Source organism: Halosolutus amylolyticus, from assembly GCF_023566055.1.
GTDB classification, from domain to species: Archaea; Halobacteriota; Halobacteria; order Halobacteriales; family Natrialbaceae; genus Halosolutus; species Halosolutus amylolyticus.
Map to the genome: position 1 here is coordinate 524,510 of NZ_JALIQP010000003.1, position 12,179 is coordinate 536,688.

The following is a 12,179-nucleotide window of genomic DNA, read 5'->3' on the forward strand; positions in this document are numbered from 1 at the left end:
CCCGTCGTCGATGCCGATCGGTTATCCTACGCGGTCGACCCGCTGCCGTCGTTGTGTCGGGCCTGTTCGGCGTAGAAGCCGACGTCGAACGTGACAGAGTCGGTCTGGACCTCGTTGCCGACGTCGGTCGGCAGCTCCCACTCGAACCCGAGACAGTGGGTCGCTGCTGGCTCGAAGGGGTCGCGGTCCTCGTGATCACCGGCGGCGGGTTCGCCGCCGTCGATCTCGTCGTACACGCTCTCGCGATCGCCGTCGAGCGGGATGCCGTCGTCGGTTTCGAGGATTCCCATGAGTTCCGCGAGCGTGCCGCTGAAGATCTCCTTCTCGCCTGCGATGATCTGTCCGATGCGGCTGAACGCGTCGATCAGTTCGTCCGCGTCGCCGGCGTCGAAGAAGTGAGCGTCCGCCGGGTCGCTGGCCATGGCCTGCAGCGTGGTCGTGTCGGCGGAGCCGAACGCGACGGTGTAGAGTTCGATCCCCTCGTTCTTCGCGTTCGTCGCCTCGTCGGTCGGATCCGCGCTCCCGTCTCCGTCGTCGTCGACGTTCGCTTCGCCGTCCGACATGACGACCATAATCTTGTCCGCGCCGCTACGAGCGTTGGTTCCGTTGAGCAACTCGTCTTGTGCCGTGGTCACGCCGCCCTCGATGTTGGTCTGGCCGCCGGAGGAGAGGCCGTCGATCGCCGACTTCGCCGCGGCGCCGTCGTCGGTCAATCCCTGGTCCAGCGCCGCACTGGACGAGTAGCTGACGACGGTCACTCGGGCGTTTCCACCCAGTTCGTCGACGAGACCCTTGGCCGCGTCTTTCAGGTCCGACATCGAACCGGACATCGAACCGGAGCGGTCGAGGACCAGCGCGACGTCGACGTCGTCGCCGCCGTTCTCTTCGTCCGCGTCGTACTCGCAGTCGCAGTTCTCGTCGTACCAGACGCGGGTCTCGATCGAGTCGGCGAGTTCCCCCTCACCTTCGCCGTCGGTGTCGTCGACCTCCGACTCCGGTTCGGTGAGCCCGTTGTCGTCGTTCGCCGTCAGCGAGCCGTTCATCCAGATGTATCCCGGATTGTCGCACAGGTGGAGGCTCGTCGTGAGGCAGCCGGAGTCGCCAGGCTTGACGTCTTCGAGCGCGATGGGTGAGATTTCGTCGCCGTTGACAAGCCGTTCGCGGGCCTGCTCGTCGCAGAACCCGTGTTCGAGGACGTACTGGTCCCAGTCTTCGATGTCGCCGGTGTCCGGCACCTCGTCGAGGAGGTAGACGCCCTCCTCGGCGTCGATCACCTCGGCGCCGTCGTAGCCCATCCCCCGGATCTCCTCCAGGCGGCCCGGGCCGCCGTGGTACCTGACCTGGTAGTCGAGCAGGAGGTCGAGTTCTCCCGCCGCCAAGCTGTTTCCGTCGAACGATTCCTCGTCGTTGAAGTACGCGCTCGTACCGAGGGCTGCGCCGGCGGATGAAACGCCGACCACGCCGACCCCAGCCAGGAGCTTACGTCGTGAAATGTTTCCGTTCGTCATTGGTTGCGTGTTCCGTCAATTACGTGTGGGTCAGTTGTTGCCGTCCGAGTCGTCCGCGAACGGGTTGTTCTCGCCGGTGTTGTGCCGCGACTGCTCCGCGTGGAACGCGAGATCGAACTCGACGCTGTCCGTCTGGATCTCGTTCCCGACGGACGTCGGCACCTCCCATTCCAGGCAGACGCAGGTGTCGTCGTGCTCGTCGGGCTCTTCGACGCCTTCGAAGGGGACTCGATCGCCGGGTTCGGCGTCGCCGTTCCCGTCGCCGTCGAGCGCGATCCCGTCCGCGAGGGCCGCCAGCACCTCTTTGAGCGTTCCGCTCTCGATTGCATCGCCGTCGACCGTAGCGCCGTCGGCATCCTCCCCGCAGTAGCGTAGCGTCGCCTCGATGGCGTCGGCGAGTTCGCCCTCGCCGTTCGGATCGCCCGGATCGTTGGCGTCCCCGCCGGCCTGGGTCTCCGGCTCGGGTTCGGTGTAACCGTTCTCGTCGTTCGCGGTCAGCTCGCCGCCAGCCCACACGAACGCGGGGTTGTCGACGATCGAGAAGCAGAAGTCCAGCGAGCCGCTGTCGCCGGGCTTGACGTCTGCGAGGCCGTAGCTAACGGACACCTCGTCGCCCTCGTGTTCGTCCACGCCGCCCTGGACGGTTCCGCTCGTCGGTTCGCCGAGGTTCTCGCCCTCCACGCCGTCCTGATCGGCGGTGAACTCGTAGTGAACGTACAGATCGAGTTCGCCGGCCGCCAGGCTGTTGTCGTCGAACGATTCCTCGTCGTTGAAGTACGCGGTCGTGCCGAGGCCGGCTCCCGCGGACGCGACGCCGATCGCGCCGAGTCCGCCGATTACCTGCCGCCTCGACAGCGAGTAGCTTCTGTCTTCTGTCATGGGTGTTCGGTGTCCCCCCCGGCGCCGATCGCCGATCGCGTCGGTTCGGCCCGGACGGGCTGATTCGGGCGTCGATCGGGGGGACTATACCTATGAGCCGATTCGGTGTGACCGAACGATCCGTGGAGCGATCTAAACCCGCCGTTCGGCGATCTTATTGATGGCTTGTGGGTCTAGGCCAGGGAAACTAGCAGACCGGTATGCTAACCCGACCGGACGGCACGATCGGTTTACCGGCCGGTACAGCGATCATACATACCCGGCTCGACTTCCCAGTGGGCGTGCGAGTCCATGTTCACACGGAGCACCACCGTCCCGGAACGGGAGATCCACCAGGTCCTGAGCAACGCCAGGCGTCGGCGGACGCTCGAACAGCTCCGAAGTTCGAGGGGAACGATAACCCTTCGCGAACTCGCCGAGCGGATCGCGACGATAGAAACCGGGGAGTCGCCCGCACCCCGCAACGTGCGCCAGAGCGTCTACACGTCGCTCCACCAGACCCACCTTCGCCGCCTCGACGAACTCGGCATCGTCGAGTACGACGAGAATCGAAAAGTGGTCAGGCTTCGCGAGCGCGCCCGTCGCGTCTCGCTCTACATGGAAGTCGAGACGCCCTTCGGAATCAGCTGGGCCGAGTACTACCGGCTCCTCGGCGTCGGGAGTCTCTTCGTCGTGGTCGCGGCGATGGGAGACGCCCCCGGCTTCTCGGCCGTCGACCCGCTGCTGTGGGGCGTGTGTTTCCTGCTCGTCTACGGGCTCTCGTCCGCCTACCAGCTCTGGCGGAACCGCTGGACGGTGCTACAGCTGTTCCGATCGTCGGTACACCGCGTTCGAAGATAATCCGCGATCGGCTCCGCTGCGGTACGTTCGCGGTCCGCGGTCGATCGATCGCACCGACGATCCGGCGCGACGCGGGCCAGTGTCAACTGCCCGTAATGTCTATGTGCCATGTGTACGAATGGCGTAACGAATGCGCTGGCAACACACGATCTACGCCTATCCGATCCTGCTGGCGACGGCGATCTCACTCGGCCACGCCGCGTACGCCCTGATTCGAAGCAGATCCCACGGCCAGCGACCGACGCTCCTGCTGTTCGCCGCCATGAACGTGGCGATCGCGATCTGGACCGGGTTCGGGGCCCTCGGCCTCATCAGCACGGTTCCGCGGTTCAAGTACTACGCCTATGTGATCAGCCACGTTGGCGCCGCCGGCGTCGGACCCTTTCTGCTCCTGTTTGTTCTGGCGTACACGGATCGGACCAAGTGGCTCCGTCCGTCGATCGCCGTCGGCGTCTTCGTCGTTCCGGCGACGTTTATCGCACTGCTCGTTACTAACCCCTACGAACTGGCGCTCACCGAGACGCGTATCGTCGAGGCCAACGGCGTGCTCGTCTTCCGCGCCACGAGGGGGCCGGCGCACATGTCCCTGAGTTTCGTCTACACACTGTTGCTCGCGATTGTCATTCTCGGGGTGATCGGCCACGAGACCGTCCGTCAGGGCCGTCGGTACCTCCCGCAGGCGTCGTTGCTGACCGTCGCCGTCGTGACGCCGATCACCGTGAGTGCACTCACGATTGCGAACGTGCCGCCGTTCACCGTCGACAACGTCAACTTCGTCTCCGTTTCAACTGCGGTCTCCTGCATCGCCCTCGGAATCGCCACGGTTCGGTACCGATTTCTGGATCTGCAGCCGATCGCCAACCGGACCGTCGTCGATCACTCGCCGGACGGGATCCTCGTCGTCGACGTGGACGGGAGGGTGGTCGACGCGAACGAGGCGGTCTCCGCGATGCTCGATCGCGACCCGATCGTTGGCGAAGCGGTAGACGACCTCCTGCCCGAGGCTCGCGTAACGAGCGACCCCGGCGCGACGACGGAACTCGAACTCGCGTCCGACGCGGTCGACTTTCTGGTCGTTCGGTCGCGCCCGCTCCGCCGGCAGGGCCGACACATCGGTTGGGTCGTCGTCTGCAGCGACGTCACCGAACACCGACGCCGGGAGCGCGAACTCGAAGCGTTCACCGGCGTCGTCTCGCACGACCTCCGGGCGCCGCTGCGGACGACCGATCGGTACCTCGAACTCCTTGAGGACGCGCTCGACACGGAACTGGACGACGAGACGCGACAGTTGCTCGCCGTCGCCAGGGAGAACAGCCGCCGGATGCAGGAGATGGTCTCGGACCTCCATCGATACTCGCGGATCGGCGCCACGGAAGACGAGTTCGGGTCGGTCGACTGCGAGGCCCTCGTCGAAGCAGTTCTCGACGGGCTGCGATTCGAGATCGAGGACCGGAACGCGACCGTCGTCGTCGAGGACCTCCCGACCGTCCGCGGCGTCGAGCACCTGCTTCGGCGCCTGTTCCAGAACCTCCTGGAGAACGCGCTCACGTACGCGGACACGACGGCCCCCGAGATCCGGATCGCCGCGACACGGGCCGACGGTGCGTGGCGGTTCGCCGTCCGCGATAACGGCGCGGGGATCGATCCGTGCGACCTCGACCGGGTCTTCGATATCTTCACTCGCGGCTCGAACGCGACGGACGAATCCGGCACGGGGATGGGGCTCGCGATCTGCAAGAAGATCGTCGATCGACACGGCGGAACGATCGATATCGACTCGACGCTCGGCGACGGAACTGTGGTTACGTTCACCGTTCCCGACGCTCGACCGACCGACGAGCGACGACCGTCGAGCGACGAGCGAACGCCGGTCGGTTCGGTCACCGCGAGTGGACTCGATCGAGCGTGACCGTCACCGTCGTTCCGCCGGCTTCGTTGTCTTCGATCTCGAACTCGCCCCCGAGTTCCTCGAGCACCGTCGTCACGAGGTACAGCCCGACCCCCATCCCCGAGGCCTCGTCGAACCGGACGCTGGGATCGGTGAGAAGATCCTTCTGCGTGTCCGGTATCCCGACGCCGTCGTCGGCGATCGAGACGGTCGCTCGGTCGGCCGACGTCTCGACGGTCACCGTCACCCGCGGAACGCTGCGATCCGAGTGTTCGACGGCGTTTTGCAGCAGGTGTACGAACGCCGAACCGAGCATCGGCGACCCGGAAACGAGGATCGGAGCGCCGGATTCGGGCCGTTCAATTCGCATCGACGCGTCGTACTCCCGGCGTACGTTCGCCACCGATCCCTCCACGACGTCGATCAGATTACAGGGGGCGTGCCGGACGTCGTCCTCCGAGATCACGCTCGTCAACTCGGCGGCCGTGTCGGTCAGTTTCGCGACGTGGCCGGCCGCTTCGAGTACCGTCTCGATCGTCGCCTCGTCGCCGTGCTCGCGCTCCCGGCGGATCTGGTCGGTCAGTCCGACGATCATGCTCACATCGTTTCGGATGTCCTTCCTGAGCAGTCGGTTCAACAGCGCGAGTCGCTGGTTTCGATCACGGAGTTCGGACCGGCGGCGAGTTCGCTCGATCGCGTATCGGAGCGTCCGCAGGATCGCTTCGGCGGTGATCGACTCCTTGACCAGATACTCTTCTGCTCCACGCTGGATCGCTTCGACCCCCACTTCGGCGTCGTCGCGGCCCGTAAGCACGACGATCGGCAGTTCCGGTGCGGCCTCGACCATCGACTCGACGGTCGATACCCCCCGACTGTCGGGGAGCATGAGATCGAGGAGAACGACGTCCGGGGGCCGCGTGCGAACCCGCTCTTCGGCGTCGGCGAGGCGATCGACGTGGTCCAGCTCGGCGATAGCGATCGGCGCGTCGACGCCGCGCTCGTCGCGTCTGGTTCGGTGTCCGTGGACGAGTCGCTCGACGTACCGTGCGTCGTCCGCGTCGTCTTCGACGAGAAGCACGTCTACTTCGAGCGATCGAGTCGTACTCATTGGATCCCCCGTCGGCGAAGGCGAAATCGGACGGAGAGCGCGGCTTCGACGTCGAGTGTGGGCTTCGCATCTCGTTTCCCACACCCGCTGCCGGCCTCGATTCGTCCGATCGGCGACGGTCTCGAATCGTCGCGTGCGCTTCGGCGTTGTCTCCTCTCACACGTTGGATAACCAATAACTTTACCCTCGTAGCTCAGACAATCGGTATGGTCGACCAGGAACCCGGCATTCCGAACGACGCGCGGATCGCGCTCGACGTTCTCTCGTTGCTCTCGAAGAAGTGGCATCCGATCGTCATCGTGACGCTCGACCGCCGGGGTCCCCTGGGGTTCAACGAACTCCTCGAATCGATTCCGAACCTCTCCGGAAAGGTGCTCACGGAGACGCTCGAAGCGCTGTCCGAAACCGATGTGGTCGATCGGACCGTCGTGAGCGAGTCCCCGCTCCGGGTCGAGTACGATCTCACCGAGGCGGGACGGGACATGCGGCCGATCTTCGACGCGCTCGCCGAGTGGGGAACTCGGCACCTCGAAGCATCGCCCCCGACGATCCTGATCGCCGACGCCGATCGGCGCCTCACCGAACTGTACGGCCAGTGGCTGCCGGACAGATACGCCGTCGCACGCGCGCACAACGATTGCGAACTTCGATCGGCCCTCGACGACGACCCGGACGTCCTGCTCCTCGAAAAGAGTCTCCCCGGCGTCGACTGCGAGGCGGTGGTCGAATACGTCGCCGAATCCTGTCGAACGATAGTCCTCGTCGGTGATCGACCGGGCGTCGACCTCCTCGAACTGAGCTGCGACGACGTGCTCCAGAAACCGATCGTTCGCGAGACGGCGATCGATGCCATCGACGAACAGCTGTCCCGCAGGGGCGAGCCCGCGGACGATCGAGAGCGGGCGGCGCTCGCCGCCAGGCGATCGCTCCTCGAATCCGTTCACTCGCGGGAGCGCCTCGAAGCGGACCCGAGGTACCGCGAGGCACGATCGGAGGGAGAGTCGTTCAACCCGTCCCGCGACGGCTGACGGTCACGCATTCGGTCCGTAGGGTCCGATCACGGTAACTTACCGCGAGGTAACTATCCGACGTACGTTTTGGTTAGCTCGAATATAAGTTTCGGCCGTCCGACTCCCACCCGTGGGGATCGATGGAATCGATACAAATCGACTCGGGGGGAGCGGAGCACGGCAGACAGGACTCGATCGAGGCGGATCCCCCTGATTCGTTCGCGTCACTTTCGAGGGACAGCCTCTTCGAAGTCCTGTCGAACGCACGGCGTCGGTCGATAATCGCGTACCTGAACGGCACCGACACCGAGACGGTGACGGTTCGCGACCTCGCCGAACAGATCGCCGCCTGGGAAAACGGCATCTCGGTCGCCGAGGTAACCTACAAGGAACGAAAGCGGGTGTACACGTCGCTCTACCAGCTACACCTCGAAAAACTCCACCGATTGGGCATCGTCAGGTACGATCAGGACAGGGGAATCGTCGAGCAGACGCCGATCACCGCGCAACTGGAGTCGTATCTGGATACCGATGTCGACGACGAGGACGACGGCGGCACCTGGGCGCGACTGTCGCTCGCCATCTCGACCGGCTGTGCCGTGATCGTCCTTCTCGCCTGGGTCCTTCCCGTCGGCTCGGTAAACGGGTTCGGTATCGCGTCACTCATCGCCGTCGCCTTCCTCGTCGTGTCGATCGCGCAGGTCCTCGACGAACACGACGGGTAACGTGAGCCGACGTCGATCCGGGCGGGAGTCGGGCCGACCCGCTCTCGAGTCCGCCACGTCCGACCGTCGACCCGCCGGTTGGATCGGTCGATCGCAAGCCGGAAGCTGTGGTCACCACTCGCAATCCCGACGCTGTGGCTACAAGTACCACAAGCCGGACTGGGCTCACAGATCCAGTTCCATCTCGTGTTCCCCACGGTTGCGCGCCGTCGTCTCGAAACCGGCCGATCGGTAGAGGTTCATCGCGATCCGATTGTTTCGATCGACGGTCAGCCAGACGTGGGTCAGCCCGTTGTCCTGGCCGTGTCTGAGCAGGCCCCGGATGAGATGGGTGCCGATTCCGGCTGACTGGTACGTCGGCCGGACGAAAATCGCCAGTTCGGCCGTCTCGTCGTACGGCACCAGGACGGCGTGCCCGACCACGTCGTCCCCGTGTCTCGCGACGGTGTTCAGCCCGTCTTCGAGGAGGCCGTCGATCCACTCCCGCGTCCGGGACTCGTCCCTCGGCGGCAACCCCTGCGATCGCGAGTCGTCGTCGAAGTGGCCGTACATCTCCACCAGCGGTTCGGGGCCGCCATCGTACTCGCTAACCGTGATCGTTCGCCCCTCCCGATCGGTGACCGTCGTCGGTGGACGCGGGAACTGGGACGGATAGTCGGACGTGGTCGCCATGTCCAGTACTCGGGGTCGCCCCTCCCTAAGCGTAGCCCGGATTCCCGATTGCTGGGAGCGGTGGCGTCCGAACCGATCGCACCACGGTACCGCCGCAATCACTGCCGACTCGACAGCGGTGACGGAATCGTCTCGCCCCGCCGACGTGTGATCGAGGACTCCTTGCGAATCAACCCCTCAGTATGAGGTAGTTCTCCGGCATCAGTACGATCACAGGATGCGTTTCGGAATCACACCCGTTCACCTCCCCGACGATCGACCCGGCTGGATCGCCGCTCTCGGTCCGATCGTCGCCGTCCTGTTCGTCGGCGGATTCGTCGCGTATCTCCTGACCGAGTGGCCGCGGATCGCGACCGATCCGGCGTTCTTCCAGCACACGGGCTGGTACGTCCTCCAGGGCGGCGTCCCGTACGTCGACGTCTGGGACGTGAACCCGCCGGTTCCGTTCGCCATCACGGCCGCGCTCGCCGCCGTCTCCGGCGGGGACATGCTCGTCCTGCACGGTCTGAGCGTGGCGCTCACCGTGCTCGTCGCCGCCGCGAGCGTCATGCTCGTCGGGTGGGTGGCATACCTCGTGACCGGGCAGAACGCGGCCGCGATCGCCGCCGGCCTCACGATGCTCGTCGTCCCGGAACTCTTCGTGCTCCCGTTGCTGGGGGTCCGATCGCAGTTCTATTCGCTGTTCTTCGGGACCCTGGCGCTCGCGCTGGTCCTTCGCGATCGGCCGTTCCTCGCGGGGGCCGCGGCGGCGCTAAGCGCCGGGTCGTGGCAGGCGGGAGCGGTCTTCGCACCGTTGGTCGTCGGGATCGCCGCCCAGCGGATCGGCCCGAACGCCGCGCTCCGGGCGATCACGGGCGGCGGCGTCGTGACCGGACTCGTCGTTCTCGCGTTCGCGGCCGCGGGCGCGCTCGTTCCGATGATCGTCCAGGCGATCGTCGCGCCGCTGGCTGCGGGATCGTCGTCCACCCTGGCCGAGCACGTCTACTCGATCCTGCTGGTGTTCGGCTACGGATCTCTGCTCCTCCCGGTGGCGCTGTTCGGCTGGGTCTACGCCGCCGTCCGCGACCTTCGCGACCAGTGGTGGGTGCCGACGGGCGGGTTGCTCCTCGGCCTCCAGGTGCTGTTCGTCGATATGGACGGCGCGACGGACACGTTTCTCTGGCTCGCGTTCGTCGCGATCGGCGTGGCAATCGCCGTCGATCCCCTGCTGACGCACGCGTATCGATCGGTGACGGCGGTGACCGATCGTCGACCGACCGCCGCGATCCGACCGAACCGCCGACTGCTGTCGATCGTCGCGGTCGTCGCCGTCGCCGGGCTCCTCGTCCTTTCGGGGCTCGTCTGGAACACCGGCTCGCCGTCCGTGAAGTCGACGCTCACGTCGATGGAGCAGGAGGCCGAGCCGGAGGGCGAGACGCCGTCGGTAACGCCTGGCGACGCGGACGTTCCGTCGATGCGGACCATCTACTGGGAGCAACTCGAACCCGAGACCTGCCACTACCGGTTGAGCTGGAACGAAGTACGATGGGTCGCGATGACCGACGATCGACTGGACAGACGACAGTGCGACGGGTGGCCGAGTCGTCTCGATCGCGCCAGCGGAGAGCGGTCGCTCGGCAATCCCGGTCTCGGATAGATTTAGCCACTCCCACCGCGTATTTATCAGTGTTCGAATCCTGACGGTGAACGATCGACGCCCGGCTGCGGCCGTGACGGGCAGTTGAGCGGTGAATCGACACCGCCGACCGGGGCGCGATCGGCCGGGATACCGAGCCCGAACCGCCGAACACACGTGCGCCTCACGAGTTTGTTCGGCGCAAAAGTAGTCCCGGGCGGATTCGAACCGCCGTCCTGAGCTATCTTCCGTGACGGATCGAACCGGACACGTCCAAAGGCTCAGATGATTGGCCACTACACCACGGGACTTCTCACGGTGTTCGACGCCCCGCGTACCTCGCAGTTCGTACGGAACTGCTCACCACCACGGGACTTCGTGTCCGGTCTAATCACTCGTCGGTACAATAGTGTTACTTTTCATCCCGGGACGGAGCGCGGATCTCACCTGCTTCCACCCTCCGGTGGCACGGCCGACAGAGGGTGATCACGTTCGCCAGCGTGTGCGCCTCCGCCGGCCGATCGAACTCGCGAACGGGTGTCAGATGATGCACGTCCGGGTTCTGGCCGAGTTCGTCCGGTCCGGCACCGCACTGTTGGCACTCGTACCTGTCTCGCTCGAGGGTCTGCCGTCGAACCCGCCACCACGACCGACCGTATTCGATCGGACCACCCTCCCACTGGTGGTGAGCCGGTCCGACGACGTTCTCGGAGAGCCAGTCGCCGTAGCACTCGAGCGTACAGAATACGCCACGACTCCGATTCGCCGCTCTGGACGGGACGACGTCGAATTCCGCCCCACAGTACCGACAGGGTACGGACACGCGTTCTCCCGGTTCCGATGGGTTTTCGGGTAGAAGTCCGTCAGTCCCCCTGACACAATCGGGACAGTACGTCCCAATTTTGTTCGATGGATAGAACGAAAACGAGTCACCGCAGGTTGCACACGTCCCGGTCTCGCTCGCGTCGCTCCAGTTCCCGTTGTGCTCACCCGCGTTCGGATCGCAGTCGTCGCAGTACTCCAGCCGCGATTTCGGATCGTAAAACGCCGTCCCACACCCCTTGCAGGTCCGGTTCGGCAGCGGTTCACCGTGCACTTTCGTATGGTGCTGGCGCATCCCCTGTTCCGTCCGGAGGGATTTTCCGCACGTCGGACAGTCCATGTGCCAGTTCGCCGCACCATCCCGGATAAATTCGCGGCCCAAACCCGTATCGATCGCGTCGCTCATCTGGCTCATCGACGAGATGACCACCGCGACCGGATCAGGACCGCCGCGACGACGATCGAGCAACGACAGGACCGTCTCGAAGCGATCGTCGAGGACCGCAACCGGGTCGACGCCCGTGTCCCGGAGATCGACGTCGCGGCGACCGATACCGATCTCCGGGTCATCGGCCGTCGACCGAGATTCCGCTCGCGGTGTGAGTTAACGACGTACGTTTTTGACCTCGGAGCCCGTACCGGAAATATGGCACGCCACGTTCTGGTTCCGATCGACGGCTCGGGGCAGTCATGGAAGGCGTTCGAGTACGCGCTGTCGAACCACGAGGGGAGCACGATCACCACGCTCTCCGTGATCCATCCGGCGCACGGACTGTTTACGGATGCGGACGACCACGGTCTCTTTGCCCCCGACGACGGCGGACTGTTCGATTCGGGGGCGCGCGAGCAGGCCGAGGACGCCGGCGAGGAACTGCGCGAAGCGGCCCGGCGGCGGTTCGAGGATGCCGATCCCGTGGATACGACGCTTGAGACAGTGGTCGAAGCGGGGCGGCCCGCGAACACGATCGTCGACTACGCGGACGAACACGACGTCGACGGGATCGTCATCGGGAGTCACGGCCGCGACGGCGCCTCGCGGGTGCTCCTCGGCAGCGTCGCCGAAACGGTCACCAGACGGGCTGGCGTGCCGGTGACGATCGTCCGGTAACCGA

Annotated in this window: 11 protein-coding genes and 1 tRNA gene; 6 read left to right on the forward strand and 6 right to left on the reverse strand. The window is 65.4% G+C overall.

Annotation, left to right across the window (positions count from 1 at the left end; genetic code table 11):
* Positions 1-26: 26 nt before the first annotated feature.
* Together MUN73_RS15020 and MUN73_RS15025 are read right to left on the reverse strand one after the other, a co-directional pair.
* Complete coding sequence (locus MUN73_RS15020; RefSeq protein ID WP_250141311.1) at positions 27-1,508, reverse strand: vWA domain-containing protein; 1,482 nt, start codon at positions 1,506-1,508, stop codon at positions 27-29.
* 30 nt (positions 1,509-1,538) lie between these two features.
* On the reverse strand, positions 1,539-2,387 hold the full coding sequence (locus MUN73_RS15025) for a SipW-dependent-type signal peptide-containing protein (RefSeq protein WP_250141312.1): 849 nt from the start codon (positions 2,385-2,387) through the stop codon (positions 1,539-1,541).
* 291 nt (positions 2,388-2,678) lie between these two features.
* Here MUN73_RS15025 and MUN73_RS15030 point away from each other — a divergent pair, with 291 nt between their 5' ends.
* Both MUN73_RS15030 and MUN73_RS15035 read left to right on the forward strand, forming a co-directional pair.
* Positions 2,679-3,227, forward strand: a complete 549-nt coding sequence (locus MUN73_RS15030) for a DUF7344 domain-containing protein (protein WP_250141313.1) — start codon at positions 2,679-2,681, stop codon at positions 3,225-3,227.
* A 130-nt stretch (positions 3,228-3,357) separates the two neighbouring features.
* A complete protein-coding gene (locus tag MUN73_RS15035; RefSeq protein WP_250141314.1) occupies positions 3,358-5,136 on the forward strand; it encodes a histidine kinase N-terminal 7TM domain-containing protein in 1,779 nt (592 codons plus the stop codon).
* Here MUN73_RS15035 and MUN73_RS15040 read toward each other — a convergent pair.
* A complete protein-coding gene (locus MUN73_RS15040; protein ID WP_250141315.1) occupies positions 5,108-6,223 on the reverse strand; it encodes a hybrid sensor histidine kinase/response regulator in 1,116 nt (371 codons plus the stop codon). The two genes, MUN73_RS15035 and MUN73_RS15040, sit on opposite strands and share 29 nt — an antisense overlap.
* A gap of 206 nt (positions 6,224-6,429) precedes the next feature.
* Here MUN73_RS15040 and MUN73_RS15045 point away from each other — a divergent pair, with 206 nt between their 5' ends.
* On the forward strand, positions 6,430-7,251 hold the full coding sequence (locus MUN73_RS15045; RefSeq protein ID WP_250141316.1) for a winged helix-turn-helix transcriptional regulator: 822 nt from the start codon (positions 6,430-6,432) through the stop codon (positions 7,249-7,251).
* A gap of 122 nt (positions 7,252-7,373) precedes the next feature.
* Positions 7,374-7,958, forward strand: coding sequence for a DUF7344 domain-containing protein (locus tag MUN73_RS15050; RefSeq protein ID WP_250141317.1), 585 nt, complete (start codon positions 7,374-7,376; stop codon positions 7,956-7,958).
* 165 nt (positions 7,959-8,123) lie between these two features.
* Here the strand turns inward: MUN73_RS15050 and MUN73_RS15055 are convergent, their stop codons facing one another.
* Positions 8,124-8,630, reverse strand: coding sequence for a GNAT family N-acetyltransferase (locus MUN73_RS15055; RefSeq protein ID WP_250141318.1), 507 nt, complete (start codon positions 8,628-8,630; stop codon positions 8,124-8,126).
* A 217-nt stretch (positions 8,631-8,847) separates the two neighbouring features.
* Between MUN73_RS15055 and MUN73_RS15060 the strand changes: the two genes are divergently transcribed.
* Entirely contained in the window at positions 8,848-10,266 is a 1,419-nt protein-coding gene (locus MUN73_RS15060) for a DolP-mannose mannosyltransferase (protein WP_250141319.1), read from the forward strand.
* Positions 10,267-10,453: 187 nt separating this feature from the next.
* On the opposite strand, the gene MUN73_RS15065 is transcribed toward MUN73_RS15060, so the two are convergent.
* Together MUN73_RS15065 and MUN73_RS15070 are read right to left on the reverse strand one after the other, a co-directional pair.
* Positions 10,454-10,556, reverse strand: a tRNA-Gln gene (locus tag MUN73_RS15065).
* A 101-nt stretch (positions 10,557-10,657) separates the two neighbouring features.
* Positions 10,658-11,407: an HNH endonuclease gene (locus MUN73_RS15070; protein WP_250141320.1), complete on the reverse strand. Its 750-nt coding sequence runs from the start codon at positions 11,405-11,407 to the stop codon at positions 10,658-10,660.
* A 306-nt stretch (positions 11,408-11,713) separates the two neighbouring features.
* Here MUN73_RS15070 and MUN73_RS15075 point away from each other — a divergent pair, with 306 nt between their 5' ends.
* Positions 11,714-12,175 carry a universal stress protein gene (locus MUN73_RS15075; RefSeq protein ID WP_250141321.1) on the forward strand — a complete coding sequence of 154 codons (462 nt, stop codon included), beginning with the start codon at positions 11,714-11,716 and terminating at the stop codon, positions 12,173-12,175.
* Positions 12,176-12,179: the final 4 nt, after the last annotated feature.

Bases quoted from the DNA above. Each gene is read 5' to 3' on its own strand.
- MUN73_RS15020 (WP_250141311.1), bottom strand. From the start codon at position 1,508: ATGACGAACGGAAACATTTCACGACGTAAGCTCCTGGCTGGGGTCGGC.
- MUN73_RS15025 (WP_250141312.1), bottom strand. From the start codon at position 2,387: ATGACAGAAGACAGAAGCTACTCGCTGTCGAGGCGGCAGGTAATCGGC.
- MUN73_RS15030 (WP_250141313.1), top strand. From the start codon at position 2,679: ATGTTCACACGGAGCACCACCGTCCCGGAACGGGAGATCCACCAGGTC.
- MUN73_RS15035 (WP_250141314.1), top strand. From the start codon at position 3,358: ATGCGCTGGCAACACACGATCTACGCCTATCCGATCCTGCTGGCGACG.
- MUN73_RS15040 (WP_250141315.1), bottom strand. From the start codon at position 6,223: ATGAGTACGACTCGATCGCTCGAAGTAGACGTGCTTCTCGTCGAAGAC.
- MUN73_RS15045 (WP_250141316.1), top strand. From the start codon at position 6,430: ATGGTCGACCAGGAACCCGGCATTCCGAACGACGCGCGGATCGCGCTC.
- MUN73_RS15050 (WP_250141317.1), top strand. From the start codon at position 7,374: ATGGAATCGATACAAATCGACTCGGGGGGAGCGGAGCACGGCAGACAG.
- MUN73_RS15055 (WP_250141318.1), bottom strand. From the start codon at position 8,630: ATGGCGACCACGTCCGACTATCCGTCCCAGTTCCCGCGTCCACCGACG.
- MUN73_RS15060 (WP_250141319.1), top strand. From the start codon at position 8,848: ATGCGTTTCGGAATCACACCCGTTCACCTCCCCGACGATCGACCCGGC.
- MUN73_RS15070 (WP_250141320.1), bottom strand. From the start codon at position 11,407: ATGGACTGTCCGACGTGCGGAAAATCCCTCCGGACGGAACAGGGGATG.
- MUN73_RS15075 (WP_250141321.1), top strand. From the start codon at position 11,714: ATGGCACGCCACGTTCTGGTTCCGATCGACGGCTCGGGGCAGTCATGG.